The following is a 22,626-nucleotide window of genomic DNA, read 5'->3' as shown; positions in this document are numbered from 1 at the left end:
TTGCGATGAATGGCTCCATCAATCCACCGGCCGAAGTCCTCCCTCATGCTCCAGCTGCTCCGCTTCGAGCAGGTTCGGATCATCTTCATGGCGGCGATCGCGCGGCCAGGCGGCGGGCGTTCGATGGTTTTCGGCCAGCGAGCGACCGAGTTCGGTCGGCTTATCCGTCATAGTCCGGAGGCAATGCCGGCTTTCGACGTTGCAGAAATTTGACGCAAGACAATGCGCCACCGGATCGCCGGCCCTACAGAATTGCCCTCAGTCGTAGGAACTCGGACATGATGTTTGATGGAATGACCAGACGCACGGTGGTGGGCACGACGGTCTCCTTTGCGCCGATGGGAGCCGCTGCCGCGGAAAAGATTCTTGCCGCAAACTCGAACGAAAGTCCCGTTCTGGCGGGTTTTCGACGCTGGGAGGCACTGATGAATTCGATCTCCCTCGACATTTCCGACCGCGATCTGAAACGCGTTTATCAAGACATGTCGGAGATCGTGAAGGCCATGCTCGCCATCCCGGCTGCAAATACGCACGAGTTCGCGGCGCAGTTCCTGGTTGTCTGCAGCGGTGACGCGATCGAATACCGGCGAGCCGCCCAACAACTCCATGACCATGCGCAAAGCATTGTCGGTATCGCGTAAGGGCGCTCCACCCGACGGTATCGCACGTGCGGAATGGAGACTTTTGCCCAAATCCTGAACGCGCCGGAAGGGCGCTGACGAGAAACGAGTTCCAATACGACCCGCAGGCTGCCTGAAGCGGCTGGCCGTTCGGGCAATGGGCCGCAGGCCCATCACGTTACAAAGCGTTTGGAAATATTGGCTCCCCGGGATCGGCGAAGCCGCGAATTACGAATTCGCTATAGCTCTTCACCAGAATGCGCCGCAAGCACTCAAGATGCGAAAACGCGACCGAGACCGAGCGGAGGCACTTCGCCTTGCGGGTGTCCCCCAACCGTCACTTCGCGACCAAGCTGTTGCTCTGGCTCGGAAGGGCGGTGAGGTGCGGACCTGTGATTTTTCAAATGCAGGAATCCCTCGCTGTTACTTGTCCCGGATGTGCAAGGAAGGCCTGCTCGTCAAGGTCGGCTACGGGCGATATCGCGCGGCGGTGGTGGATGCGCCATCTTGAACCGCAGGCGACGACACGCCAGTGTAAAATACGATTGTCACACTGAGAGATATTACGATCGGATGCGGAGCAGTGGTCGGTTGCCGCGCGCGATTTAGGTAAGCGATATCCAGACAGTAGATTTTCTAACATAGTTTTCGGACACGAAGGGGTTCAGCCCGCAGCCAAACGCCCACGGTTTGCCGATGTGCGGAAAACGGTCGATTACTGGACATAGCGATGTCGCTTATTGGCCAGAAGCAATTTGCGCCTCGAAGCGGACCTGGAGGCCAACTATGCCTGTTCCGAAAGCCGACTTGCTGGCGACCGCTCGGGAGGTCGCCGTCCCGTCGCCCGCGGTCACTTTCAACCTTGCGATTAAATGGCTACTTTGGCCGGTCTAGTGGACGTGGGAAGCCGTCCACTTGTTGGCTTCGATGCGCGTTGTACGCTAAATGCAAAGCAATGGCGGTTGTACAAAAGCTGACACCGGCGCTGATAAAGAACACGGCGCTCAAACCTGCTCGATCGGCAGCCCATCCCAAAGCCGGGCTTCCAAGAGCCATCGCGACATCCAGAAAGGCCGTGTAGATGCCCATTGCCAAGCCGCGGTTTTGCGCCGATGTGCCACCAACCGCCTCCACGCCAAGCCCGGGGTAGACCAGGGAGTAACCCAGGCCCGTCAGCGCGGCTCCCAAAGAAGCAAGCAAACTGCTTTGTGCCAACGCGATGAGCAGAAGCCCGGCTGACTGCACCACCACGAACAGGAGGGCGATCTTTGCACCGCCATATCTGTCAGGCAAATGACCGCAGACCACACGCGCTACGATTAGCGCAGCTCCAAACGCTGTAAATCCAACCCAGACCGGTCGCCAATGATTATCAGCATAGAGAAGGGAGCTGAAGGCAAGGATTGAGCAATAGCCGATACTGGCGAGTGCCGCACCGACGCCTGGCAGCCATACCGCGCCAAAAACTGCTCTCAAATCGGATTTTCTCTGCCGCAGTTTTGTCCGAGGGTTTGACGCTCGCATCAGCAATCCCAATACAAGCAACGGCAATAATGTGGTCAGCAGTCCTATCGCCGCAAAACCGTAGGCGGTGAACAGCATGGTTCCGAAAGGTCCGCTGAAGGCCAATGCCGCGAACATCGCAGTGCCAACCCATGCAATGACTTTCCCGGAATGCCCGGCATCCACGAGTGCCAGGCCCCAGGCCACGCCACCTGTGATGATGAAGCTCTCGGCACCGCCGAGCACCGCGCGCCCAACGACCAGGATCATGACGGAGAGAACGGGCGAATTCGCGACGGCAAAGGACACAAGATAGAACAACCCGGCAGCCGCTGCGGTAACCAGCCCCAGCAGAACGGCTCGTTTTCCTCCGTTCTCGTCGGCAAAGGAACCCGACCACACGCGTGAAACCAGGGACGCCGCGAACTGCGTTCCTGCCACCATGCCGACAATGACGCTACCGAACCCCAGATTGTGGCTGACGTGCAGCGGAAGCACAGGCAATGCTGCGCCGATGACAACAAACCCGGCCAACACCGCTGCCATGGGGGCCAGCAGGCTAACCGCGACCGAACGCAATGGTGTTGACGATGTCGGCAGGTGTGTCATTTTCGGAAGCAATCTGATGACGTTGTTTGCGGGGCTTCGGTTCGGATCACCAAGGTTGGTTGGCGGGCCCGACCGTGAACTCGTTGATCGTGGTGTCTTCCGGTGCGTCGATGGCGAACGCAACCACGTCAGCGATCCGATCGGGCGAGATTCCGTATTTGTCATAGGTGTTCTGCATCGCGGTGGCCGTGCCTTCGTCGCTGATCGTTTCAAGCAGTTCTGTGTTGATCGCGGCCGGATAGATGGTCGCGGTGCGGATGTTAGTCCCTTCCATGGCGGACTCCATGCGCAGCACTTCCATGAAGTCGCGCACGAACCATTTCGTGCCTCCGTAGACCGCGCCGTTCGGGTAGGCCTTGAGCCCGGCGACTGAAGAGGTGGCGATGATGTGTCCGGATTTGCGTGCTAGGAACTCCGGCAGCACCGCGGCGACGCCGTTCAGGACGCCCTTGACGTTCACGTCGACCATCTGGTGCCAGTCGTCGGTCTTCAGTGCCGATAGTGGCGAGATCGGCATGAGGCCGGCGTTCAGGAACATGACATCGACGCGGCCGAACGCGTTCCTTGCCAACTCGACGATCGCGTCGTTGTCGGACTGCTTCGTCACGTCCAGTTCCTTGTAGGCCGCCTGACCGCCGTTGTTCGCGATCTCGTCGACGATTCGCTTCAGCTTGTCAGCGCGCCGCGCGCCAAGCACGACCTTGGCGCCTTTGTTCGCGAGCAGCTTCGCGGTTGCCTCACCGATGCCCGATGAAGCTCCGGTGATGATTACGACCTTGTCCTTGATCATGGCAGTTCTCCAAAGTTGATGGTTTGACTTCTCAGGCGCCGTATTGTGCGTCGGTCACATGCTCCATCCAGTCGACGACCTTGCCGTCCTTAACCTCCTGGAGCGCGATATGGCTCATCGCTGTCTCGGGCGACGCCCCATGCCAGTGCTTCTCTCCCGGCGCGAACCAGACGACGTCACCGGGCCTAATCTCCTCGACCGGGCCTCCCTCGCGCTGAACGCGGCCTCGGCCGGAGGCGACGATCAGCGTCTGGCCAAGCGGATGAGTATGCCAGGCCGTGCGCGCGCCGGGCTCGAAGGTCACCTGAGCGCCTTGGACTCGCGCGGCGTCGAAAGGGTTGAAGAGCGGATCGATCCGCACCGTGCCGGTGAACCAGTCAGCCGGTCCCTTGCCGGAAGGCCTGCTGCCCGCGCGAAGAATGTCCATCATGATCTCCTTTGCGTCCTCAGATGCGTTCGATGTGAAGCGGGAACTCGCCGCGCACATGCAGGGCCTGCTCGCCCTCGTCGAAACGGCCGAGCCTGATCAGCCCGGGGTGGCGGTAGTCATCGTAGAACATCGCCAGGTTGCCCCAGGGCATGAAATAGCAGAGGTCATAGGGCTGCTCGTTGGCGAACGGACCGCTTCCCTCCTCCGTTAGCTTGCGCGGCAGATAGGCAATCTTCTCGTTATGCGCGTAGTCCTCGATCTTGAGGTCCAGCGGCAGCATGGAGAAGAAGTCGCGCGCCGACGGATTGTCGTAGAGCGTGGCGGTCATGGTGCGGCCGTTAAAAGTCATCCCTATCTTCATGTCGGAGGGCTCCTGGCTGACTGGGGCCTTGCTCTCTTGGCTGGCGGCTGCGCGCGGCAAGGCCGGCACCGCGAGCGCGGCGCCGAGCAATGTCCGGCGGCTGAGCGTCGCATGCTCGATGATCATTGCGAGGATCTCCGGGCCATGTGCGATGCGGCGAAGGCGCCGAGCCCCGATCCGCAGAGCAACACCGAGCCAAAAGTGAACGCTCCCCACCAGCCGACCGTATCGAAGAGCGTGCCGCCGATGGCGGCGCCCCCGGTGATGGCGAGCTGGATGACGGCGACCTGCAGCCCGCCGCCAGCCTCCGCATCCTCCGGCAACGTGCGGCTGAGCCACGTGCCCCAGCCAACGGGCGCGGCCGTACCGAAGAAACCCCAGGCAACGAGCAGCAGCGCTGTGGGAACTGGCGAGGCACCGAGGGCGACGAGCGCAACTGCCAACGCGGCCATGACCAGCGGGATGACTATGAGAATGCCGAACAGGCGCGTCCGCAAAAGCCGGCCGACGCACCAGGTACCGAGGACTCCCGCCAGCCCCATCGCCAGCAGGATCGCCGAAAGCGCGGCGATATCAAGCTGTGTGACGCTCTCGAGGAAGGGGCGCAGATAGGTGAAAAGCGCGAACTGGCCCATGAACAGCATCATGATCGACGCCATGCCGATGGCGACTGGAAGACGGCCCAGCAGCGCCAGCGGATTGCCTGGACGTTTCCTTTGGCGCGGGGGCAGCGCTGGAAGGCTGATCCACTGCCAGACCAGCGCCAGCAGACCGAGCGGCACGACGAGAAAGAAAGCGCCGCGCCAGCCGATATAGGCGCCAAGAAAGCTACCCACCGGTGCGGCAATCGTAGCGGCAATGGCATTGCCAGCGTTCAGCATGGCGAGGCCTTTTGGAACCATGTCTTGCGGCATCAGGCGCATGACGATCGCGGTCGACATCGACCAGAAGCCGCCGATCGCGATTCCGAGCAGTGCGCGGCCAACCATGAGGAGCGCGTAATTCGGCGCAAAGGTGACGGCGAGCCCGGAGACAATGAGGAGAGCCGTAAAGCCGGTGACGACCAGCCGGCGGTCAATTCGCCGGGTGAGGCCGGCGACAAGCAGGCTGGTGACGACGGCAAAAGCCCCCGAAATCGAAATTGCCTGTCCGGCGTGCCCGGCGGTGATACCGAGATCGGCCGCGATCGGGGATAGCAGGCTGACCGGCATGAATTCCGAAGCAATAAGCACGAAGACGCACAACGACATCGAGAGCACCGCTCCCCATGCGGAGCGGTCTTCGAGGGACCTTGTGTCGTAGGTCGTTTCCATAATTGGCATCCTTGCAAGGCGACCGGGAGCGGATCACCCGCGATCCCCGTCGCCATGCCGGAATATATCGATGCGGAACCCATTCTATTAGACTGAGGAATTCGCATGGACTTATCTGCTTGTGATATAAATGCCGTTGGAGGTGACCTATGCAGCGCGATGGCATGAAGGATCTTCTGTGGTTCGTGGCGGTCGCCCGGGAGCGCAGCTTCACCAAGGCGGCGGCCAAGCTCGGCACCTCGCAATCGACCCTAAGCTCGACAATCAAGGATCTGGAAGCTCGTCTTGGCGTCCGTCTGCTGACTCGCACGACACGGAGCGTCGCCCCGACGGAGGCCGGCGAGCGGCTTTTCCAATCCCTTGTTCCGCGCTTCGACGAAATTGAAGCCGACCTTGCAAGTCTGGTGGCCTTTCGCGACAAACCCTCCGGAACGGTCCGCATCACGCTGTCCGACCATGCGCTTCAGACAACCGTCTGGCCGAAGCTGCAGCCAGTGCTCAGCGACTATCCCGACGTGCGCGTCGAGCTCTATAGCGACAACGGCATGAGGAACATTGTGGAGGAGCGCTTCGACGCAGGCGTGCGGCTCGGCGAGAGCATCGACAGGGACATGATCGCAGTGCGGATCGGTCCGGACTGGAGGCTGGTGGCTGTGGGTTCGCCGGAGTACTTTTCCCGCCATCCGGTTCCGACCGCGCCCCAGGATCTGGTCGATCACGACTGCATAAACATGCGTCAGGCGACGTTCGGCGGATTGTATGCCTGGGAGTTCGCCAGGGATGGCCGCGACCTTCGTGTGCGGGTCGAAGGCCAACTCACCTTCAATTCGAGCATTCCGATGGTCGAGGCTGCGATGCGCGGCTGCGGGATCGCCTATCTTCCGGAGAATCTGGTGAGCCAGCACATTGCCAAGGGACGGCTTAGGCTCGTGCTTGACGATTGGAGTCCGCCATTTGCGGGCTATCACCTTTATTACCCGAGCAGGCGGCAGCTCTCGCCTGCGATGGCGGTAATCGTCGAGGCGCTCCGCCATCGCATCTGACCCCAACCAAGCCACTCCTCGCTGGTTTGCTGAGGGGACGATGCGGGTGGCGACGTTCCACCGCAGATCGCGGAGGCCTTCACCGTTCAGATCTTGCGACAGCAACGATCATCACCCAGCCAACTTTGAGCTTGTTTGCGATGGCTGCTCCAGGCAGTTTCGCCCTGACACCGGACAGTCCGCTCCCGGCACCCAATCGTGCCTTTGCATTTTTTAGATACTGGGGTCGAATCTGCCGTTGAGGATGGTTCGGGCGGAGGGCAGGGGCGCGATGCCAACTAAAGTGTCTTCGAAGTGCACGGACAATGGGATCGTAGTGTGCGCTATCGCGTCATGGCGTAGGAAAGGCGGTGGTTCGCCGGGATCGGTGAAGCCGCGAATTACGAATTCGCTATAGCTCTTCGCCAGAATGCGCCGCAAGCACTCAAGATGCGAAAACGCGACCGAGACCGTGCGGAGGCACTTCGCCTTGCGGGTGTTCGCCAGCCGTCACTTCGCGACCAAGCTGTTGCTCTGGCTCGCAAGGGCGGTGAGGTGCGGACCTGTGAGTTGTCAAATGCAGGAATCCCCCGCTGTTACTTGTCCCGGATGTGCAAGGAAGGCCTGCTCGTGAAGGTCGGCTACGGGCGGTATTGCGCCGCGGTGGTAGATGCATCATCTTGAGGCGCAGGCGACCGCACGGCAGTGTGAAATACGATTTTCACGCTGAGAGGTGTTACGATCTGATGCGGATCCGCGCACGATTTAGGTAAGCGATATCCGACAGCAGATTTCCGAACATATTTTCGGACACCAAGGGGTTCTGTCCACAGCCAAACGCCCACCGTTTGCCGATGGACGGAAACGGTCATTTTCCGGACAGACCGATGTCGCTTTAGAAGAGCAAAATACAATCCTATCACGAAGGTTGGAACGACTGCCTTGCTCTCTATTTCGGTCGTTGACGTCAACTTTGCGTCCGCGTACCGTCGGATGCTTGCTACCGAGGATCGGGATGAAGGCGTCGTTGTAGAGCCAGATACGCTCCGAACCCCAGGCAACAAACATCGGTTGTGCGGAACTGAGGATCACGTCAACGAGTGTTTTGAGCTCAGTGGGCCACGATGACATCGAGCCGATCGAACTCTCGTCCCAGGCAAGGGATCCGATACGCGCAACCATCTCACCGGCAGTGAGTAGCGCAGCGCTCGTACTGTCCTCGCTCAATCGTGACAAGACGCCCCCCAAATATCGAACCGGACAAAACGACGGAACTCGATGTTTGGTTGCATGGCGACGGCTGGGACGCAGGCGCGTATGTGCTGTTGCAGAAGAGTTTGTCCGCCGGCGCGGGCTCGTCGGGATCGGCAACAACCGTCGAGCCCGCTACGGGACGCGGTCCGGTGGCGGACTCATTAGTTGAAGTTGACGCTAGCCGCGCCTATCCCTCGGCTTTGAAATTCTTGGCCTCCTTCTCGACCTCAGGACTGTCCTTCCCGTGCTTCCGTATAAGATCTTTAGCCTGTTTAGGTGAAACATCGGTGGTCTCTGCCAAACGTTGTGCTTTCTTATCTTTGCTCTCTATGTTCGGCTTTTTGGCCGTCATGGCTGTAACTCCGTGCCGGTTATTTTGGTGGTCGACGGGACGGTGCTCGCGAAGTCTCCTCGGGCTGCAGCCGGCCTCTGGCCACACGCCGGTACAGGTGATGAGAGCGGCCAAGCGACCGCTCTCGGTCAAGGCGAACCCGTCGGTATCAGGCGTCGTGATGCTCGGGCATTTTCTTGAGCTCGTCTTTGGTCCAGTTGGTCACTGCATGGACGTCACCGTCTTCATCGCGCATGAATTCCAACTGGCTCCCGGGCACGGCCACCGGTTTGGCGCCGATGCCGAGAAAGCCGCCGACATCGATAACAACTTGGCTGGAGGCTCCAGAGCCGTGGACATGCGAAACGCTGCCGACCTTGTTGTCGTCGGCGTCATATATCGTGGCATCTTCCAGAACGTCGGGCGTCAGTTCAGTGCTCGCAAGGCGCACATGATTGGTATGGTCCATCGTTCGAAACTCCTGGTTGGGGTGGGACATTTTGAACCTCCCAGTGACGCAATTGTTCCGAACGATTTTGGGAGATTTGGAGTAAGTGGGCGTCCGAACCGTCCAATTCGGTCGCACCTCGAATTGACTCGCAAGTTTTGGTACGAAAGCGTACATAAGCAAATCGTCAGAGGCGCAATGCGGGCGCTGACGCTTGGGAGCGACCATCGCACTCCTGCCCATCACGAGGCATAGGATGTCATGGCGAACGAACCCGAGCGGCCCGGTCCGCCGCAAGCGATGGTCCGCGCAATGGCGCGCGAATCCGGCGCTACTGAACAGCAAATCCGCGAAATAATATCGCTGGTCGGGTTTGATCGTGCCTCCATCCTGCGGGAAGCTCGTCTCCTGGCGAAAGATGGTTAGCCATCCGAAGCTTCGATTTTTCGCGACAGTAACTGTCGGTTTAATACCAACATGCTGGCCAGACTAGTGCTGCGTGATGCGCAGTCTATGGTCCGCCACCGGCCGCTCAATCAACGGGCGCGGCCGGCTAAGAGATCCCAGTGCTCTTGCCCTCAGGGAGAGCGTCTCGTGGATCATCAGGTCCTGCAAGCCAGGAGCGAATTGTTGCGCCGCATGAACGCGGACGATTTTGCGCGCTTGCAGCCACATCTCGAGAGCGTTTTTCTAGAGTTGCGCGCGCCGTTGGAGACTGCAGACCGAAAGATCGAAGCCGTCTATTTTCTTGAAAGCGGGCTGGCCTCGGTGGTGGCGAAGACTTCAGGGAAAGACGAAGCGGAAGTCGGAATCATCGGGTTCGAAGGCATGACCGGGTCGGCACTGATCATGGGGGACGACCAGGCAAATTTCAATTGCTATATCCAGTCGACGAGCGAGGCGTTGCGGATAGCCACCGGCCCATTCCTGGCGGCCTTGGAGGCCAGCCATACCTTACGGCCGTTTCTCTTGCGCTACGTCCAATATCTCCATGTTCAAACGAGCTACACCGCATCGATCAATGCCCGGCAAAGCCTGGAAGTCCGACTGGCGAGGTGGCTCCTAATGTGCTCTGACCGCACTATCGGCGACAGGCTTGTGATAACCCATGAATTTCTGTCCATCATGCTCGGCGTGAGGCGTCCCGGAGTCACGGTCGGTCTCCAGGTCATCGAGAGCTATGGCTATATTCGTGCCCGTCGCGGAGAGATCACAATCCGCGATCGCAATGGCCTGCTGAAATTGGCGCGCGACGCCTACGGACCGCCCGAAGCTCAGTATCGCCGGCTTGTCGGAGACCTCGGTTCAAAGACCCCTGCAAGGCAGGAACGGCCCATCGCCTGAGCGTTTGAGGAACGGGACAGGCGCGTCCGCGGCCGGGAATTCCTAAGGTGCAAGTGGCCGACGCGATGATGCCGGTGAGACATCATTGCCTAAGCCCGCGCCGGCCACTGCGGCAACTTTGAGGGGATTGCCGCCTGCCCGAGGTAGAGCGCGCCAATTGGCCGGCAATTGCTTGGTTAAAAACGTACAAACATTTGATATTCAGTACCGGTTTCCGCAGTCGTATAATCGGGCCGCTACCGGCTAGGGGTTTACGGCGCACCGGTGGTTGAGAGTAACGCTAAGCTCCCGCCCTTATCATGGGGAGGTTGGCCATGCCCCAACCGAGTATTCCGATATCGGCTTTCGACAGCGATATTTTGCGCAACGCCTTCATCAAATCCGTCATCGAGGACAATGTGCCCGAACATAGATGGCGCGAATTGGCTTCGGACTTTATCCGCGACCTCACCGGCAGCGAGGACGTTGACGCAGAGTTGCTGGAATGGATCGTGCGGAAGTAGCGGCTAAGGCTTCTTCGACAGCCGCGCCTCGCGAACCAAGGAGGCCCAATTCCAGTCCAAGGAAGCTGACAAGCTCGCGGGCTTGCGCTTCCGTAATGCCAGTCTCATCGACCAGGCGGCGGGCCATGGTGACTCTACCATCGGTCGGCGGCTTGCCTAGCTCATCAACCATCGATTGCTCCCCACTCGTCCGAACGGCCTCGACAGAGAATTGTTTCGCGCCCGGCAGTAGTGCACCGACGACCAAGCAAGGCGCATAATTCGCCTATGAAGCCTCACGCGCCAGACCTCGCCAATGACAATGGCAATTCGGAAGATCACCTAGCAGCCGCTACAACGGCCTTGTACAAGGCTATGCAAGGGCTGGAAGCGCCAGGAGTTTCTGGTGGAGGCTTTGGCCGTAAAGCCGCCTGTAGGCGCTACCAGCCGTTGGATCCATACCGACCGTCCAAATTGTCACTATAAGGTGGTCGCTACTGGCCGTCCGGGAATGGCTAGCACCTTATAGTCACTCGAACGCCTGCCGGCCTTGCAAAACGTTGGTGAGGCCGTCGAACATGCCTTGCCATATCCGCTCGGCGTTTCTAGACCAACAACGCTCTGCGTCAAGGTGAGGCGACATCCCTCGGCGGTCTTAGCTATGTCGACCGCAATCCGGGCTTCGCCATGGAAATGCTTCGGGACATTCAGGGTGAACGCCAGTCGGCGCGGTGGGTCGATCCGCGTGAAATGTCCCCAATGTTTGATCATCTCTTCATTGTTCAATTCATCGACCGAGACCAATCCGGCCAGATGCGGTTCGATCTGAACCGAAATTATCTTGTTGCTCGGGCTGAAGAAAAGCCTGCGACGGACGATTTCCATGGTGACCAAGCAGCATACACGGCCTCTCGTGAATGATCGAAAGAACGACGTGTGCGCAGCAAACCAGAATTGCCCGCTTGCGAGCGAAGATTGCTGGAAACTGGCATCTCGCGTTATCTTCGCAACTCGATCAGTCGTGCCTTGTCGCGCACGATGTTGCTGGCTTTGCCAGATTCCAGCACGTCTTTCAGAGCGGCGAGAACGAAGGCGAACCCTTCAGTCGCGGTCAAGGCGTGCTCGACCGCCTCGTCCTTGCTGCCCCTAAATCCCGAGCTGACTATAGTCACCGCAGTTCCGCCGTCGACTTCCTCCAGATCGATATTCACGTTGGTTCCATCCGACCATTCCAATCGATCTTCCGACCCGGGATCAGCCGCGTTGCGGTGGTGTCGACTTCCGCACCTGGGACCATGAACTTCCAATGGACCTTGGCCCCAGCGGCGAGGGGGGCGCTGCTCGAAGCCAGCCAGAACTGTGTGAGCCGGTCAGGCTCGATCAATGCTTTGGTGATGTCGTCAGGCGCTACCCGAATGATAATGCTCGCCCGGGCGCGTGGCGTCTCTGTCGTTGCCATCGGAAATCCCTTGTCTCCGGCATTCGCCTCTCCGGCATTCGCCGATAAAACTCTGGATCGGATGGCTTTGTTCCGCTTGGTGCGGTGATGCCGGCAAGGCCAGACCGAGCGGTGAGTTTTTAAACTGTCCGGCGTTGTTGGGCCGCCATCACGAATTCTTGAACTCGAGCCGCTCCGGGAACCTCCCAACCGCAAGTTGGTTTGGAGCAAAGGCCCAGCTTTCAGGATGGAGGATATCCATGGCCAGCGCGCGATCGATGGTGGTCGTCACCAAGCCTCCGCTTCATAGAACACCAATGGCGATCGCCAATGGGTGTTTTATCGGCGCGTTGCTGACCGATGTGACCTATTGGCGAAGCGCTGAGATGATGTGGGCAGACTTTTCCGCCTGGCTGCTTTTTGCCGGCCTGGTCGTAGGCGTGCTTGCGGTTTTGGCAGCGATTGTCGATTTGTTCACCGGCCGACTTTCGGGTGCGAGCAGGCCCGTATGGCCATATCTCCTCGGTAGCTTGGTCGTGCTCATCATATCGTTTTTCAATGCCCTTGTGCACAGCCGTGATGCCTGGACCTCGGTCGTACCGACAGGGCTCTCTCTGTCGGCCGCAGCCGTAATCGTCCTACTCCTCGGCGGACTGCTGGGATGGCGTTCCGGCGGTGCTCAAGTGGAGGTGGTCGAATGAATTCCGCGTTGTCGTCCAGCAGATACATCCGGCGCGTAGCAGGTCTCGGTTTGCTGTGCGGATCGCTTTTCGCACTGCCCGCATGCAGCGACAACGAGCCGGACCCCGGCGATCAGGTCGGAGCCAATCCGACGCTGCCCGAGCCCGCCCAGTATCTAGTCCCACCGATGCATGTTGCGTCAATCATCGGCTGGAAACAGGATGAGACACCAACCGTCGCCAAAGGCCTGCAGATCAAGGCCTTCGCCAAAGGCCTGAAGCATCCGCGTTCGCTTTACACATTGCCCAACGGCGACGTTCTGGTCGTCGAGTCCGTGGCGCCGCCCGGCGCCTCGATCAAGCGACCAAAAGACCTGATCATGGGTTGGATCGAGTCGATGGCGACCTCGGGCGGTGGCACCGAAGGAAGTAACCGCATCACGCTGCTACGAGATACCAACGGCGATGGCGTGCCTGACGTCCAGGACGTGTTCCTCGACCATCTCAGTTCGCCCTTCGGTGTGGCCCTGGTCGGCAACGATCTCTATGTCGCCAACACCGACGCCATCGTGCGTTATCCCTACACGCCTGGCGACACCAAGGTCACGGCGCCGGGTACCGTTTTGACGCCGCTGCCCGGCGGGCCTATCGATCACCATTGGACCAAATCCTTGGTCGCCAGTCCTGACGGATCGTTGCTCTATGTCGGCGTCGGCTCCAACAGCAACATCACCGAGAATGGCATCCAGGCCGAAAAGGACCGGGCCGCCATCTGGGAGGTCGACAGAACCACCGGGCGCTATCGTATATTCGCAAGTGGACTGCGCAATCCCAATGGGCTGAGCTGGGAGCCGCAGAGCGGGGCTCTGTGGGCCGTCATCAACGAGCGCGACGAACTCGGTCCCAATCTTGTTCCCGACTACATGACATCGGTCAAGGATGGCGCGTTCTACGGTTGGCCGTACAGCTACTACGGCCAGCATGTCGATCCGCGCGTGATGCCCCAGCGGCCGGATCTGGTCGCGAAGGCCATCCCTCCGGACTATGCCCTGAGTTCCCATGTCGCACCCCTCGGCATGGCGTTTTACACCGGGACCAACCTCCCGGGTTCCTATCGCAACGGCGCGTTTGTCGGTGAGCATGGCAGCTGGAACCGCAAGAAGTTCAACGGTTACAAGGTCGTCTTCGTCCCGTTCAAGGGTGGCCATCCGGGCGGCAAGCCACAAGATGTCGTCACCGGGTTCCTGGACAATGACAACCAGGCGCACGGGCGGCCTGTGGGCGTTGCCGTCGACAAGGCGGGTGCGCTGTTGATCGCCGACGACGTCGGAAACACCGTCTGGCGCGTGACGTCCGCAACCCAATAGGCACCCAATCCATTATCGAGTGCCAAATATGAGATCTCCGCTATCTGGAAATCACGGATTGGCAAAAGCGGGCATGCAAGGAAACCGCTTGGTAATATTCGTACAGTGAAAACTCATCAAATTTGAATGACGGAACCGCGGGTTGGTGGGATAATTCCGCTTTCATCAGCCATGGGAGGATGCCGTGGATAACCCCCAAAACGGAAGCAGTGTCGGAACGCAGATTGAGGTCGTCGAGGCGTGCGGTGAATGGTTCGTGCGTGTGATAAACAATGGCCGGGAAACCACTAGCCAGTTCGATCTTGAATCCTTCGCGCTTGCCTACGCCGAAGGTCAACGGCTTCGCTTGAAGCTCGCCGAGATCAGGCGCCTTTAGGCGCCGTCGAGTTCGACGGGTGGGTAAGATGGACCAGTAGCCATGGCGATAAATCCTGAACCGACCGATATTGCTGCGTCAGTGGACACCATACTCGACGCGGTGTTGGAAAATCCCTTTCTGTCGATGCAGGCAGCCATAGCCATGTTGCGCGAGCAGACCGGAACAAGCCGATCGGACGCCGATCTGAAAGGCTTGATCACCAAGAAGGCGGCGGTGCGGGGCATTCAATTCTTCGACGAGGGTAACAGCGCGGCGACTTAAGCCCTATCTGGGTTCGTTGTTCATGCTCAGATACGTTGGATCGAACTCAGCGAGCTCTGCAAGTTGATCCCAATCCAGAATGGTGACTGTGTGGTTCGTCCAGGTGATTACCTTTGTCTTTTTCAGGGATCCGATCACCCGGTTCATATGCACCACCGACAACCCCAGCACATCGGCCATCTCGGCTTGCGAAAGAGGCAGGTTGAAGCTCATGCCGCTAGTGCGCTTGACCACCCGCAGGCGCAAGAAGAGCTCGCAGATGAGATGAGCCAGATGCGAGGTCTTGGAGCGGCGGCCCATTGCCACGATCCACTCGCGGTGTATGGCGCCGTCGACCAGCGTGTCGAGCCACAACAAGCGGGTTAGGTGCGGGGCGCGTTCGGTAATTGTCCTCAACTTGCTGTGGTCCGCGAACATGACACGGCAAGGCGAGAGCGCAACGATGCCGTGGTCTATTGTCTTCAGCAGAAAGGCGTGGAGGTCGACGAAGTCGCCAGGCACCTGCAGGGAGGTGAACTGCCGGCCACCATCCTCGAGCACTTTGTAGCGTGCCGCGAGGCCGTCGAGCAACATGGTGCTGTAGGCTGGTCGCGAGCCAGTCGAGACGAGATCCTGACCCTTTTCAAAATCTCTTCCAAAGGCGATTGTCTCGACCAGCAGAGCCTTCTCTTCGTTCGACAGCTCGTCATGCTGGCCGAGTTGCAGATAAAGGGATTCCAGCATGGCTACCTCGCGGCAATCGACGTGGGACGGCGATCGCCTGTGTGTGAGAGCTCAAAACCTTAACCATCGGGAGAAGGACGAACGCTCTCGTTTGACAGGCTGCGCCGGTTTTCGCGGAAACGCCGATTTGGACGGGAACAATAACCATTTCAACGTATTTAGAACGTTGGAGCTTTCCGGCGAGAGACGAATGAAACGCTACTATTTCGATCTTTACAACAGTGATGGGCTGGTTGCGGACGAGACCGGCCAATTTTTCGAATCCAGGGATCGCGCAAGAGCTGAAGCACTTCGCATCTTGCATGACGTGGCGCGCGACGAGATGCCGGATCGTGACCTGGTCAAGATAACCGTCAAAATGCGCGATGAAGCTGGAACAGAGGCGTTCGAAGCGTCGCTTACGCTCAACGCCGCTTGGAGCAGCTGACGACGCCATCAATGCATGGGCTCGCGGACGAGACGGAATCATGTGATCTCGCAATGCTTGTCCACGAGTTCCAGCAGATCGGTTGGTGGCCGGCTGTGGTCAGCTCGCGTCCAGCCGATTTCGAAGGAAAACACCTGGCTCTCGATATCTCGGCGGCGCTCAGTGCCCACCAGGCGTGCCCGATATCCGAGCGGCTCGATGATGTCCGACAGGTCGCCTGCCTTGCCGCCTTTCCAGATGATGTCCAAATCAGCACGATGGTCGCGTGGAATACGCACGTCGATCCACTCCAGGACAAGAAGCGTCAGCAAAGTCAGCAAAGTTCCGGCCGTCCCCAATCCATATTGACCACCTCCGAATGCCAAGCCGATCGCCGTCATCACCCACAGAGTGGCGGCCGTGGTGACGTCACTCACAAGATCGCCACGGCGAAGAATCGCGCCGCCGCCGATGAATCCGACTCCCGTCAACACGCCAAGTGGAAAGCGCAACACATCCATGGAGGCAAATGAATCCGGATTCTTGCCAGACGCCGAGTAGGATATTTGCATGGACCATTGTGAGAGCGGCGGCCAGACCGACCAGAATGGTCGTTCTGAAACCGGCTGAGTGACTGCGCACCTCGCGGTTCAATCCAATCAGCGCGCCGGCAATCACAATCAGAATTAGGCGCGCGGCGATATCTTGCCAGTCGGGATTAAGAGGCATCGAAAGGCCTGGGCTCGAAGGTCAACTATTGTGCAAATCCAATGCCTGGCCGCACGTTAAGTTCTCCGTGCCGCTCGGCGGCCGGTTGGTAGGACTCAGGCTGGAATTGGGCAGCTGTTCTAGCGTTTCGGGCGGTGCACGGGGATTTGCACCACATTTTCGGTGTCGGGCAGATCGAACGCCATGGCCAGCTGCCGCGCCGAGGCCATCTCGACGATCAGTTCCTCGATCGACGAGTCCGGCAACCGTGTCGTCACTTTCCGCCTCACCCTCGCTGCAAGCTCATGGACCCGGACGGGAACGAACGCGGCATTCTCGTCGAGCAGCCTGCCGATTTCGATCACCACGTCAGCGTCAATGTCCTTCGGTAATTCTCGCATGGCGTCACCGTGGCATCGCAACAGCCCGCGCTGCGGACAATCAGGCATAGCGGCAGGCATGGGGTGGTTGCCCGTGCGCCGAGCCAATTCATAAATCTGCCAGCGTAGGAGTGTCACGGAAAAATTGTTGTACGAAAATTACCAACCGAACTCATCTGACAGATATCAGCGCTCCAGCCGTTCTCCTCGCGGCCAGAGAGGAACAAAAAATATCCTGCCGAATTGGAGTTGGAGGATCGGAGGATCAAGCCATGGACAGCAGGGAAGAGCGCATCAAACGGCGAGCCTACGAAATCTGGGAGCGCGAAGGGCGCCCAGCCGGCCGTGATCAGGAGCACTGGGACCAAGCAGTGCAGGAAATAGAAGCGGAAGGCCCAGAGACTGAACGCAGGGAAGCCGCTCCAGTGGTTGGAGTTGGGTCGAAAAGCACCAGCGGTTGAAGGCCTGGCCCGGCCGCCGGAGCTTCATTTGTCGATATCAACCAGAGGAGGCCTCGACAATGAGACCCTTGTCATTGCTGATCTTGGTCGCTGGTCTGGCGCTTGCTGCCTGCGACAACAGCACCGAGCCGACAAAGGCCAACACCGACACCATCAACAAGAACCCACCGGTCGACCAAGACGCCAGACCCAAATCGACGACTGGTGGCGATCAACCGGCCATGGCGCCGGCTGGTAAATGACCCTCGTCCCGTAACGCCACGTTGGTGTTGTCCGTCGCCCGTTTTTGAGCCGCAACACCTGGCAACAGCAGGAGAACCGATATGCATGCTTCAATCGCCACCACAACACGCCACCAAGGTCACCTGGTGATAGAACCGTTTGCTGGCACGGTGACGGTGAAATTTTCCGATGCCATCGTCGCCGCTACGGACCGTGCCAAGGTGCTGCGGGAACAAGGACACGAACCGGTGTTCTATATCCCGTTCAAGGACATCTATTTCGAGCTTTTCGAAAAGACCAACACCACGAGCGAATGTGCGCTGAAAGGCACGGCAAGCTATTGGCGCGTCCATGCCGTGGGCAGTTCGGCGGACGACGTCCTGTGGGCCTATGAGACACCAGACACTGCGGCGAGGGCGATCGTGGGTCACGGCGCGTTCGATCCTGAAAAGGTGCGGATCGATGTCGAGCCATCGGAAGACAAGCGGCATACGCCTCATGTGATCGAGTAGGAATGAAGGGTGGGCTAGCGGCTCAGGAATTCCTTATCGAGGATTCGTAGTCCTTCTTTCTATTTGGACGCCGACGCTCCGATCTGCTGCGACTGCCAAATGTTGTCTTGCAGATCCGCGCGCTTGACCGGAAACGCCAATGGATGCCGCGCGCCGCACGAATACAAAGTAATCCTCGCCATCCCTGCGCGACATGGCGTCGACTGCAGAAGCAATCGCTGGACCAAAACCTGCCTGCTCGATCCTGGTCCGGCTCCAGCCATCACCTTTTCCAGCACGTCATGGAGGTAGGCCACAGCCTTCTGGTCGATGGTTTCGACGGCATCGGCGACACGGCGGCAATGCTCGATATAGGGCCGCCCTGTTTTTTCGTGCTGGCCGGCGTGAACCTCCTCGGCAATCTTGGCTGCCCGGTAGAAAATGCTCATCTGCTGCGGCTCCGTGGCATGACTTCACCATCGCTCTTCGGTGTCGTGGTGTGGCAGGTTCAATCCGCAGCAAACCCAACCGAGCCGCTGCCTCGATCCATAATTGTAGCGAGGTTCCAGGCACGCCGGATCGTCGAATGTGCCGACATGCAAAGCGATTTCGCCGGGTGAAGCGTCGTAAGCGAGGGTAAGCGGCGAGCCGCAGGCCGGGCAGAACCCCCTTTGGGCAATCGGCGATGACCGGCGATAGGTTGGTGCTGAGTCAGTCCAGGTCACGCATTCGGACGGCAACCATGCCAGCACCGCGAAGGCACTGCCGGTCGCGCGCCGGCACATCTCGCAATGCCAGTAGTGGACTCTCGGTTCGCTGGTGACGCTGAAACGGATATTGCCGCAAAGACAGCCACCGATCATGGCCATGCCGTTGTCGGAATCCGGGCTGCCGGCGTTAGCCATCCAGATCGATCAGAGCGACGCCCAATCCGGCACGCTTGCGGCGACGCAGATGGCCAGGCGATTCCACCAATGTCACCTCAAGCGTCGGCCGAATAATGCCCTCAAGCAAATGCCCGCCCCTGGTGGTCCCATCGCTCAATCCAAGCACCGCATGGACGTGGAGGCTGGATTTTCCATCGTCCCCCAGCGCAACATCGCCGATCGCGCTCAGCACTTCGCATTGTTCGTCAATGGGGATTTTGCGATAGGACTTGGTGTTCAGGTCGAACCAGCCGACGGTGGCTCTTTCGAACGCACCGATGGCTGTCAGGGAAGCGCTGCCAATCCTTTGCTCAGCGGCAAATGCGGTCAGCACACCAAATGCCTCTTCGCCGGGATCGAGCACCACGACGAAGGTTCTTTGTTCACCGACTTCGTTGACGAGCTGCGCTTTCATAGCTCTATCCAGATCGTTTAATGAGCGCGATGTTCGGCATTGCGTTTGCGGGTTGCCGCGGCCTTCTTTGCCGATTCCGACCGGCTTGAGGCTGAACGCGAAGCTGATGCCTTGCCGCCGATCTTGCCGCCCTTGTGGGCTGCGGGATGACCCGTGTGCTCTCCGCGTCCGGAGCCGCCTTCCTTCTTGCCGCCGCCGTCGTCCTTGTTGACGGTCGCCCATGCGCGCCGTTCGGCTTCCTTGTCGGAAACCCCGCGCTTCTCATAGCCTTCGGCAATGTGATCGGCCTTGCGTTCCTGCTTGTCAGTGTATTTCGATTTGTCGCCTCGTGGCATGGCGGTTTCTCCTCTTCAACGGAGCTTGAACGTCATGCCGCCCCTCAGGTTCCAACCGCGGATCGCGGGCTAATTTTTTTCGGATTTTGGCGAGCGCAGCAGCAGGGCGATCGGCACCAGAAGGGCTGTGATTATGGCGCTGTAGCGAAAGACATCGATATAGGCGAGCAGGGATGCCTGACGCCCGATCATCTGCGCCAGCCAGCCGATCGCTTGCTGCTTGGCCTCTATCATCGAAGCGCCCTGTGCAGCGAAATGCTGCGTCGCCTGCTGGAGTGCGTTCTGGTAGGCGGGCGACGATTGCGCGGTATGGGCCACCAGGTTCGACTGATGGATTTGCGCGTTCTGCGCGATGACGGTGTTGGACAGCGACACGCCAATGCTGCCGCCGATGTTGCGCGCCACGTTGATCAGCGCGGAGGCCTGATTGGTCTTTTGCGGCGGTAACCCGACATAGGCAGCCGTCGAGATCGGGATGAACAGGAAGGGCAACCCAATGGTGATGAAAATGCGAGCGTAGACGAAATAGCTGAAGCCGGCATCGCCCGATAGCGTCGTCAGGTGCCACAGCCCAACCGCCACGGCCGCCATGCCAATCATGATGAGGTATTTGGGCTGCACCATGCCGGAGGCGAAGCCAGAGATCGGCATCAGCATCAGCATGGCGATGCCGCCCGGCATCATCGAAAGGCCCGAAAGCGTCGCGGTATAGTCGAATGTCTCCTGCTGCAACTGCGGCAATATTTGGGTGGTGCTGAACAGGACGGCGCCGACAGCCATCATCACCGTGAACGCGGTGCCGAATTGACGGCTGAAGATCAGACGCATATCGACGATCGGATCCCGATTGCGGAATTCCCATGGGATGAGGACGAGGAATGCGACTGCCGAGATGACGGCAAAGGTGGTTATGAAACTCGACTGGAACCAGTCATTGCGCTGGCCCTCGTCAAGGAAGATTTCCAGACAGCCTAGGGCCGTCGCGACCAGGATGAATCCGACCCAGTCTATTTTCAGGCCACCCTCGAGCCGCTCCTTGCGTTCGCGCTCCAGCACGTCGGGTTCGACGACAAGCCATTGAACAAGGGCGAGCGACATGATGCCGAACGGCACGTTGATGAAGAAGATCCAGTGCCAGGAGAAATTGTCGGTCAGCCAGCCGCCGATTGTCGGTCCGACGGTTGGCGCGACTATGACGGCGATGCCGTAGAGCGCGAAGGCCTGCGAACGCTTGGCCGGCGGGAACGTGTCGGCGAGAATGGACTGCTCGCTCGGCGCCATGCCGCCGCCGCCGAGCCCCTGGAGGATGCGGAAGACGATCAGCATCGGCAGGTTTGTCGCGAGCCCGCAAAGCAGCGATGCGAGCGTGAAGGTCGCGACGCAGATCATGTAATAGCTCTTGCGGCCAATGACGCTGGCGAGCCAGCCGCTGACCGGAATGATCACGGAGTTGGCGACGAGATAGGTTGTGATGATCCACGTGCTCTCGTCCATGCCCGCCGCCAGGCTGCCGGCGATGTTGCGCAACGCGACGTTGGCGATGGATGTGTCGAGCACCAGCATGAAGGTGGCGATCGACACGACGACTGCGATGATCCACGGATTGCGGCCGCCGGCCGCCGACCGGCTCTCGTCGCCTTGCGTCTGTGCCTGATCGCTCACCGCACCTTGACCGTTGGCACGACGGAAAGGCCCGGTCCAAGCAGCACGTCCGGCGGGTTGTCGAACACGATCTTGACCGGCACGCGTTGCACGACCTTGACGAAATTGCCGGTCGCATTCTCTGCTGGCAGTACACTGAACGCCGTGCCGCTGCCGGCCTGGATGCTGTCGACGCGACCCCGGAATGTCTTGTCCGGATAGGCATCGATATCAATGTCGACGGGCTGGCCAGGCCGCATCAGATCGATCTGCGTTTCCTTGAAATTGGCCTCTATCCAGACATCGTCGGGCACGAACATCATCAGCACCTGGCCGGGTTGGGCATAAGTGCCCTTGGCCGCTGAAATGCTGGTCGCGCGACCGGCGACAGGGGCCACCACGGTGACACGCGACAAGGTCGTGCGCGCCTGGTCCTGGCTGGCCTTGGACTGTTCGAGCTTCGCCTGGGAACTCTTACCCTGCGCCTGCAGCACGGTGATCTGGCTCTTGGCGGCGGCGACGCTGGCCTCGGCACTGTCGAATGCCGCCTGATCCTGCCGCAAGGTAGATGAGGCCTGCTGCGCCTGCTGCTGTGTGCCCGCGCCCTTCGCCAGCAGTTCGCTGTTGCGCTTGTCTTCGGCCTTGGCGAAATCAAGCGCGGCCTGAGCCTGCGCAACCTGCTTCTGCGCTTCATCGACTTTGGCGTTCTGAGCCTCGATCTGGGCCGCCACGTCGACGATATCGGCCTCCGCGGATGCGACTGCTGCATCCGCCTGCTTGAGCGACGCCTGATAGTCGCTATCGTCGATGCGCAACAGCACGTCGCCGGCCTTGACCGGCTGGTTGTCGGTCACCGCAACATCGGTAATGCGGCCCGATATCTCGGCGCCGATCGTTACGGTGCGGGCATCGATGAAGGCGTCGTCAGTCGATTCATACTGGCGCGCGTTCAGCCACCACAGAACCAGCCCGATGGCAGCGAGCAGCAACACGATCAGGATCGCGATGGAGATGAACGGGTGTCTCCTTGGGAAACTCAGCAGGCTGGGCTTTGGTTTTTCCGCCTGCTCGTCGGGCTCTTTGGCCTTTGGATCGTCGGCCTCAGTTGCATCCTTGCTGCGTTTTGGCGAGGCGTCGGATTTGACTTTGTGCGATGAGCCGCGCGCATCGCTGGTTTCGCCGGGTTCTTTGATTTCGGTTTTCGCGTCCACGGGAGAACTCTCAAGAAAGCGCCGACCGCAATTTTTGGCAGCGGCGAGTTAACGACAACTGTTTGGAAAAGTTCC

The 22,626-nt window shown here is 59.6% G+C and carries 33 protein-coding genes and 2 pseudogenes; 14 read left to right on the top strand and 21 right to left on the bottom strand.

Annotated elements, in window-relative coordinates:
• Positions 1 to 18: 18 nt before the first annotated feature.
• Positions 19 to 171: a hypothetical protein gene (locus AC1DPX_RS09055; protein ID WP_202354055.1), complete on the bottom strand. Its 153-nt coding sequence runs from the start codon at positions 169 to 171 to the stop codon at positions 19 to 21.
• A gap of 107 nt (positions 172 to 278) precedes the next feature.
• Here AC1DPX_RS09055 and AC1DPX_RS09050 point away from each other — a divergent pair, with 107 nt between their 5' ends.
• Together AC1DPX_RS09050 and AC1DPX_RS09045 are read left to right on the top strand one after the other, a co-directional pair.
• Positions 279 to 641, top strand: coding sequence for a hypothetical protein (locus tag AC1DPX_RS09050; RefSeq protein WP_202354056.1), 363 nt, complete (start codon positions 279 to 281; stop codon positions 639 to 641).
• 136 nt (positions 642 to 777) lie between these two features.
• Complete coding sequence (locus AC1DPX_RS09045; protein ID WP_477236020.1) at positions 778 to 1,131, top strand: type IV toxin-antitoxin system AbiEi family antitoxin domain-containing protein; 354 nt, start codon at positions 778 to 780, stop codon at positions 1,129 to 1,131.
• Between the two features lie 365 nt (positions 1,132 to 1,496).
• Here the strand turns inward: AC1DPX_RS09045 and AC1DPX_RS09040 are convergent, their stop codons facing one another.
• The 5 genes from AC1DPX_RS09040 to AC1DPX_RS09020 are packed head-to-tail and all read right to left on the bottom strand — an operon-like array spanning position 1,497 to position 5,626.
• The gene (locus tag AC1DPX_RS09040; protein ID WP_477236018.1) at positions 1,497 to 2,732 is read right to left on the bottom strand and encodes an arabinose transporter; all 1,236 of its coding nucleotides are present in this window, start codon (positions 2,730 to 2,732) and stop codon (positions 1,497 to 1,499) included.
• A 46-nt stretch (positions 2,733 to 2,778) separates the two neighbouring features.
• On the bottom strand, positions 2,779 to 3,522 hold the full coding sequence (locus tag AC1DPX_RS09035) for an SDR family oxidoreductase (protein WP_477236016.1): 744 nt from the start codon (positions 3,520 to 3,522) through the stop codon (positions 2,779 to 2,781).
• 31 nt (positions 3,523 to 3,553) lie between these two features.
• A complete protein-coding gene (locus AC1DPX_RS09030) occupies positions 3,554 to 3,949 on the bottom strand; it encodes a (R)-mandelonitrile lyase (RefSeq protein ID WP_477236013.1) in 396 nt (131 codons plus the stop codon).
• A 19-nt stretch (positions 3,950 to 3,968) separates the two neighbouring features.
• Positions 3,969 to 4,439 carry a cyclophilin-like fold protein gene (locus tag AC1DPX_RS09025; protein WP_477236012.1) on the bottom strand — a complete coding sequence of 157 codons (471 nt, stop codon included), beginning with the start codon at positions 4,437 to 4,439 and terminating at the stop codon, positions 3,969 to 3,971.
• Positions 4,436 to 5,626, bottom strand: a complete 1,191-nt coding sequence (locus AC1DPX_RS09020) for an MFS transporter (RefSeq protein WP_477236010.1) — start codon at positions 5,624 to 5,626, stop codon at positions 4,436 to 4,438. Before AC1DPX_RS09020 ends, AC1DPX_RS09025 begins: the two co-directional genes overlap by 4 nt.
• Positions 5,627 to 5,775: 149 nt before the next feature.
• Between AC1DPX_RS09020 and AC1DPX_RS09015 the strand changes: the two genes are divergently transcribed.
• Both AC1DPX_RS09015 and AC1DPX_RS09010 read left to right on the top strand, forming a co-directional pair.
• The gene (locus AC1DPX_RS09015) at positions 5,776 to 6,669 is read left to right on the top strand and encodes a LysR family transcriptional regulator (protein WP_477236008.1); all 894 of its coding nucleotides are present in this window, start codon (positions 5,776 to 5,778) and stop codon (positions 6,667 to 6,669) included.
• A gap of 429 nt (positions 6,670 to 7,098) precedes the next feature.
• On the top strand, positions 7,099 to 7,332 hold the full coding sequence (locus AC1DPX_RS09010) for a type IV toxin-antitoxin system AbiEi family antitoxin domain-containing protein (protein WP_477236006.1): 234 nt from the start codon (positions 7,099 to 7,101) through the stop codon (positions 7,330 to 7,332).
• A gap of 757 nt (positions 7,333 to 8,089) precedes the next feature.
• Here AC1DPX_RS09010 and AC1DPX_RS09005 read toward each other — a convergent pair.
• Together AC1DPX_RS09005 and AC1DPX_RS09000 are read right to left on the bottom strand one after the other, a co-directional pair.
• Positions 8,090 to 8,254 (bottom strand): hypothetical protein, encoded by a 165-nt coding sequence (locus AC1DPX_RS09005; protein ID WP_441935588.1) that lies wholly within the window; start codon positions 8,252 to 8,254, stop codon positions 8,090 to 8,092.
• A 148-nt stretch (positions 8,255 to 8,402) separates the two neighbouring features.
• Positions 8,403 to 8,702 carry a PRC-barrel domain-containing protein gene (locus AC1DPX_RS09000; RefSeq protein WP_477237475.1) on the bottom strand — a complete coding sequence of 100 codons (300 nt, stop codon included), beginning with the start codon at positions 8,700 to 8,702 and terminating at the stop codon, positions 8,403 to 8,405.
• A 240-nt stretch (positions 8,703 to 8,942) separates the two neighbouring features.
• Here AC1DPX_RS09000 and AC1DPX_RS08995 point away from each other — a divergent pair, with 240 nt between their 5' ends.
• The 3 genes from AC1DPX_RS08995 (at position 8,943) to AC1DPX_RS08985 (ending at position 10,528) form a co-directional block, all read left to right on the top strand.
• Positions 8,943 to 9,107 carry a hypothetical protein gene (locus AC1DPX_RS08995; protein WP_441935586.1) on the top strand — a complete coding sequence of 55 codons (165 nt, stop codon included), beginning with the start codon at positions 8,943 to 8,945 and terminating at the stop codon, positions 9,105 to 9,107.
• Positions 9,108 to 9,275: 168 nt separating this feature from the next.
• A complete protein-coding gene (locus AC1DPX_RS08990; RefSeq protein WP_477236004.1) occupies positions 9,276 to 10,025 on the top strand; it encodes a Crp/Fnr family transcriptional regulator in 750 nt (249 codons plus the stop codon).
• A 314-nt stretch (positions 10,026 to 10,339) separates the two neighbouring features.
• Positions 10,340 to 10,528 (top strand): hypothetical protein, encoded by a 189-nt coding sequence (locus AC1DPX_RS08985; RefSeq protein WP_441935582.1) that lies wholly within the window; start codon positions 10,340 to 10,342, stop codon positions 10,526 to 10,528.
• Between the two features lie 459 nt (positions 10,529 to 10,987).
• On the opposite strand, the gene AC1DPX_RS08980 is transcribed toward AC1DPX_RS08985, so the two are convergent.
• Together AC1DPX_RS08980 and AC1DPX_RS08975 are read right to left on the bottom strand one after the other, a co-directional pair.
• The gene (locus AC1DPX_RS08980; RefSeq protein ID WP_477237473.1) at positions 10,988 to 11,392 is read right to left on the bottom strand and encodes an SRPBCC family protein; all 405 of its coding nucleotides are present in this window, start codon (positions 11,390 to 11,392) and stop codon (positions 10,988 to 10,990) included.
• A gap of 113 nt (positions 11,393 to 11,505) precedes the next feature.
• Positions 11,506 to 11,718 carry a hypothetical protein gene (locus AC1DPX_RS08975; RefSeq protein WP_477236002.1) on the bottom strand — a complete coding sequence of 71 codons (213 nt, stop codon included), beginning with the start codon at positions 11,716 to 11,718 and terminating at the stop codon, positions 11,506 to 11,508.
• Between the two features lie 487 nt (positions 11,719 to 12,205).
• Here AC1DPX_RS08975 and AC1DPX_RS08970 point away from each other — a divergent pair, with 487 nt between their 5' ends.
• Both AC1DPX_RS08970 and AC1DPX_RS08965 read left to right on the top strand, forming a co-directional pair.
• Positions 12,206 to 12,646 (top strand): DUF2231 domain-containing protein, encoded by a 441-nt coding sequence (locus AC1DPX_RS08970; RefSeq protein ID WP_477236000.1) that lies wholly within the window; start codon positions 12,206 to 12,208, stop codon positions 12,644 to 12,646.
• Positions 12,643 to 13,992 carry a PQQ-dependent sugar dehydrogenase gene (locus AC1DPX_RS08965; RefSeq protein ID WP_477235998.1) on the top strand — a complete coding sequence of 450 codons (1,350 nt, stop codon included), beginning with the start codon at positions 12,643 to 12,645 and terminating at the stop codon, positions 13,990 to 13,992. Before AC1DPX_RS08970 ends, AC1DPX_RS08965 begins: the two co-directional genes overlap by 4 nt.
• A gap of 40 nt (positions 13,993 to 14,032) precedes the next feature.
• On the opposite strand, the gene AC1DPX_RS08960 is transcribed toward AC1DPX_RS08965, so the two are convergent.
• A complete protein-coding gene (locus AC1DPX_RS08960; protein WP_477235996.1) occupies positions 14,033 to 14,329 on the bottom strand; it encodes a hypothetical protein in 297 nt (98 codons plus the stop codon).
• A gap of 81 nt (positions 14,330 to 14,410) precedes the next feature.
• Between AC1DPX_RS08960 and AC1DPX_RS08955 the strand changes: the two genes are divergently transcribed.
• Positions 14,411 to 14,632, top strand: coding sequence for a hypothetical protein (locus tag AC1DPX_RS08955; protein WP_441935571.1), 222 nt, complete (start codon positions 14,411 to 14,413; stop codon positions 14,630 to 14,632).
• A 3-nt stretch (positions 14,633 to 14,635) separates the two neighbouring features.
• Here AC1DPX_RS08955 and AC1DPX_RS08950 read toward each other — a convergent pair whose 3' ends face one another.
• Entirely contained in the window at positions 14,636 to 15,355 is a 720-nt protein-coding gene (locus tag AC1DPX_RS08950; RefSeq protein WP_477235994.1) for a Crp/Fnr family transcriptional regulator, read from the bottom strand.
• On the opposite strand from AC1DPX_RS08950, the gene AC1DPX_RS08945 reads away from it, so the two are divergent.
• The gene (locus AC1DPX_RS08945; protein WP_477235992.1) at positions 15,354 to 15,782 is read left to right on the top strand and encodes a DUF6894 family protein; all 429 of its coding nucleotides are present in this window, start codon (positions 15,354 to 15,356) and stop codon (positions 15,780 to 15,782) included. The two genes, AC1DPX_RS08950 and AC1DPX_RS08945, sit on opposite strands and share 2 nt — an antisense overlap.
• A gap of 38 nt (positions 15,783 to 15,820) precedes the next feature.
• Here the strand turns inward: AC1DPX_RS08945 and AC1DPX_RS08940 are convergent, their stop codons facing one another.
• The 3 genes and pseudogenes from AC1DPX_RS08940 to AC1DPX_RS08930 form a co-directional block, all read right to left on the bottom strand.
• Positions 15,821 to 16,333: an MgtC/SapB family protein gene (locus AC1DPX_RS08940; RefSeq protein WP_477235990.1), complete on the bottom strand. Its 513-nt coding sequence runs from the start codon at positions 16,331 to 16,333 to the stop codon at positions 15,821 to 15,823.
• Between the two features lie 55 nt (positions 16,334 to 16,388).
• Positions 16,389 to 16,490, bottom strand: a pseudogene (locus tag AC1DPX_RS08935) (MgtC/SapB family protein); the annotation flags it as partial.
• Positions 16,491 to 16,609: 119 nt separating this feature from the next.
• The gene (locus AC1DPX_RS08930) at positions 16,610 to 16,870 is read right to left on the bottom strand and encodes a hypothetical protein (RefSeq protein WP_477235988.1); all 261 of its coding nucleotides are present in this window, start codon (positions 16,868 to 16,870) and stop codon (positions 16,610 to 16,612) included.
• A gap of 251 nt (positions 16,871 to 17,121) precedes the next feature.
• Here AC1DPX_RS08930 and AC1DPX_RS08925 point away from each other — a divergent pair, with 251 nt between their 5' ends.
• From AC1DPX_RS08925 to AC1DPX_RS08915, 3 genes are all read left to right on the top strand, one after another.
• Positions 17,122 to 17,310, top strand: coding sequence for a DUF2934 domain-containing protein (locus AC1DPX_RS08925; protein ID WP_477235986.1), 189 nt, complete (start codon positions 17,122 to 17,124; stop codon positions 17,308 to 17,310).
• Positions 17,311 to 17,369: 59 nt separating this feature from the next.
• Positions 17,370 to 17,552 (top strand): hypothetical protein, encoded by a 183-nt coding sequence (locus AC1DPX_RS08920; RefSeq protein ID WP_477235984.1) that lies wholly within the window; start codon positions 17,370 to 17,372, stop codon positions 17,550 to 17,552.
• Positions 17,553 to 17,633: 81 nt separating this feature from the next.
• Positions 17,634 to 18,044, top strand: a complete 411-nt coding sequence (locus AC1DPX_RS08915; protein WP_441935559.1) for a DUF427 domain-containing protein — start codon at positions 17,634 to 17,636, stop codon at positions 18,042 to 18,044.
• A gap of 59 nt (positions 18,045 to 18,103) precedes the next feature.
• Here AC1DPX_RS08915 and AC1DPX_RS08910 read toward each other — a convergent pair.
• The 6 genes and pseudogenes from AC1DPX_RS08910 to AC1DPX_RS08885 form a co-directional block, all read right to left on the bottom strand.
• Positions 18,104 to 18,472 (bottom strand): annotated as a pseudogene (locus AC1DPX_RS08910) (HD domain-containing protein).
• Between the two features lie 24 nt (positions 18,473 to 18,496).
• Positions 18,497 to 18,928 (bottom strand): GFA family protein, encoded by a 432-nt coding sequence (locus tag AC1DPX_RS08905; RefSeq protein ID WP_477235982.1) that lies wholly within the window; start codon positions 18,926 to 18,928, stop codon positions 18,497 to 18,499.
• Entirely contained in the window at positions 18,921 to 19,364 is a 444-nt protein-coding gene (locus tag AC1DPX_RS08900) for a PPC domain-containing DNA-binding protein (RefSeq protein ID WP_477235980.1), read from the bottom strand. The genes AC1DPX_RS08905 and AC1DPX_RS08900 overlap by 8 nt, the downstream gene beginning before the upstream one ends.
• Positions 19,365 to 19,381: 17 nt before the next feature.
• On the bottom strand, positions 19,382 to 19,699 hold the full coding sequence (locus AC1DPX_RS08895; RefSeq protein WP_441935554.1) for a plasmid stabilization protein: 318 nt from the start codon (positions 19,697 to 19,699) through the stop codon (positions 19,382 to 19,384).
• A 69-nt stretch (positions 19,700 to 19,768) separates the two neighbouring features.
• Positions 19,769 to 21,361 carry a DHA2 family efflux MFS transporter permease subunit gene (locus AC1DPX_RS08890; protein ID WP_477235978.1) on the bottom strand — a complete coding sequence of 531 codons (1,593 nt, stop codon included), beginning with the start codon at positions 21,359 to 21,361 and terminating at the stop codon, positions 19,769 to 19,771.
• Complete coding sequence (locus AC1DPX_RS08885) at positions 21,358 to 22,551, bottom strand: HlyD family secretion protein (protein ID WP_441935550.1); 1,194 nt, start codon at positions 22,549 to 22,551, stop codon at positions 21,358 to 21,360. The genes AC1DPX_RS08890 and AC1DPX_RS08885 overlap by 4 nt, the downstream gene beginning before the upstream one ends.
• Between the last annotated feature and the right edge of the window lie 75 nt (positions 22,552 to 22,626).

The sequence above is a fragment of the Mesorhizobium sp. 01N446 genome (assembly GCF_056399285.1).
Note: the sequence above shows the minus strand (reverse complement) of the source record. Positions and strands in the feature narration are given on the sequence as shown.

What these genes read in the sequence shown, in the direction of transcription:
- AC1DPX_RS09005 (WP_441935588.1), bottom strand. Translation starts at nt 8,254, where the DNA reads ATGACGGCCAAAAAGCCGAACATAGAGAGCAAAGATAAGAAAGCACAA.
- AC1DPX_RS09050 (WP_202354056.1), top strand. Translation starts at nt 279, where the DNA reads ATGATGTTTGATGGAATGACCAGACGCACGGTGGTGGGCACGACGGTC.
- AC1DPX_RS09025 (WP_477236012.1), bottom strand. Translation starts at nt 4,439, where the DNA reads ATGATCATCGAGCATGCGACGCTCAGCCGCCGGACATTGCTCGGCGCC.
- AC1DPX_RS09055 (WP_202354055.1), bottom strand. Translation starts at nt 171, where the DNA reads ATGACGGATAAGCCGACCGAACTCGGTCGCTCGCTGGCCGAAAACCAT.
- AC1DPX_RS08955 (WP_441935571.1), top strand. Translation starts at nt 14,411, where the DNA reads ATGGCGATAAATCCTGAACCGACCGATATTGCTGCGTCAGTGGACACC.
- AC1DPX_RS08985 (WP_441935582.1), top strand. Translation starts at nt 10,340, where the DNA reads ATGCCCCAACCGAGTATTCCGATATCGGCTTTCGACAGCGATATTTTG.
- AC1DPX_RS08930 (WP_477235988.1), bottom strand. Translation starts at nt 16,870, where the DNA reads ATGCGAGAATTACCGAAGGACATTGACGCTGACGTGGTGATCGAAATC.
- AC1DPX_RS08895 (WP_441935554.1), bottom strand. Translation starts at nt 19,699, where the DNA reads ATGCCACGAGGCGACAAATCGAAATACACTGACAAGCAGGAACGCAAG.
- AC1DPX_RS08970 (WP_477236000.1), top strand. Translation starts at nt 12,206, where the DNA reads ATGGCCAGCGCGCGATCGATGGTGGTCGTCACCAAGCCTCCGCTTCAT.
- AC1DPX_RS09035 (WP_477236016.1), bottom strand. Translation starts at nt 3,522, where the DNA reads ATGATCAAGGACAAGGTCGTAATCATCACCGGAGCTTCATCGGGCATC.
- AC1DPX_RS08900 (WP_477235980.1), bottom strand. Translation starts at nt 19,364, where the DNA reads ATGAAAGCGCAGCTCGTCAACGAAGTCGGTGAACAAAGAACCTTCGTC.
- AC1DPX_RS09045 (WP_477236020.1), top strand. Translation starts at nt 778, where the DNA reads ATGGGCCGCAGGCCCATCACGTTACAAAGCGTTTGGAAATATTGGCTC.
- AC1DPX_RS09030 (WP_477236013.1), bottom strand. Translation starts at nt 3,949, where the DNA reads ATGGACATTCTTCGCGCGGGCAGCAGGCCTTCCGGCAAGGGACCGGCT.
- AC1DPX_RS08925 (WP_477235986.1), top strand. Translation starts at nt 17,122, where the DNA reads ATGGACAGCAGGGAAGAGCGCATCAAACGGCGAGCCTACGAAATCTGG.
- AC1DPX_RS09000 (WP_477237475.1), bottom strand. Translation starts at nt 8,702, where the DNA reads ATGGACCATACCAATCATGTGCGCCTTGCGAGCACTGAACTGACGCCC.
- AC1DPX_RS09010 (WP_477236006.1), top strand. Translation starts at nt 7,099, where the DNA reads ATGCGAAAACGCGACCGAGACCGTGCGGAGGCACTTCGCCTTGCGGGT.
- AC1DPX_RS08940 (WP_477235990.1), bottom strand. Translation starts at nt 16,333, where the DNA reads ATGCAAATATCCTACTCGGCGTCTGGCAAGAATCCGGATTCATTTGCC.
- AC1DPX_RS08980 (WP_477237473.1), bottom strand. Translation starts at nt 11,392, where the DNA reads ATGGAAATCGTCCGTCGCAGGCTTTTCTTCAGCCCGAGCAACAAGATA.
- AC1DPX_RS08965 (WP_477235998.1), top strand. Translation starts at nt 12,643, where the DNA reads ATGAATTCCGCGTTGTCGTCCAGCAGATACATCCGGCGCGTAGCAGGT.
- AC1DPX_RS08945 (WP_477235992.1), top strand. Translation starts at nt 15,354, where the DNA reads ATGGCTACCTCGCGGCAATCGACGTGGGACGGCGATCGCCTGTGTGTG.
- AC1DPX_RS09020 (WP_477236010.1), bottom strand. Translation starts at nt 5,626, where the DNA reads ATGGAAACGACCTACGACACAAGGTCCCTCGAAGACCGCTCCGCATGG.
- AC1DPX_RS08995 (WP_441935586.1), top strand. Translation starts at nt 8,943, where the DNA reads ATGGCGAACGAACCCGAGCGGCCCGGTCCGCCGCAAGCGATGGTCCGC.
- AC1DPX_RS08950 (WP_477235994.1), bottom strand. Translation starts at nt 15,355, where the DNA reads ATGCTGGAATCCCTTTATCTGCAACTCGGCCAGCATGACGAGCTGTCG.
- AC1DPX_RS08905 (WP_477235982.1), bottom strand. Translation starts at nt 18,928, where the DNA reads ATGGCTAACGCCGGCAGCCCGGATTCCGACAACGGCATGGCCATGATC.
- AC1DPX_RS09015 (WP_477236008.1), top strand. Translation starts at nt 5,776, where the DNA reads ATGCAGCGCGATGGCATGAAGGATCTTCTGTGGTTCGTGGCGGTCGCC.
- AC1DPX_RS08915 (WP_441935559.1), top strand. Translation starts at nt 17,634, where the DNA reads ATGCATGCTTCAATCGCCACCACAACACGCCACCAAGGTCACCTGGTG.
- AC1DPX_RS08920 (WP_477235984.1), top strand. Translation starts at nt 17,370, where the DNA reads ATGAGACCCTTGTCATTGCTGATCTTGGTCGCTGGTCTGGCGCTTGCT.
- AC1DPX_RS09040 (WP_477236018.1), bottom strand. Translation starts at nt 2,732, where the DNA reads ATGACACACCTGCCGACATCGTCAACACCATTGCGTTCGGTCGCGGTT.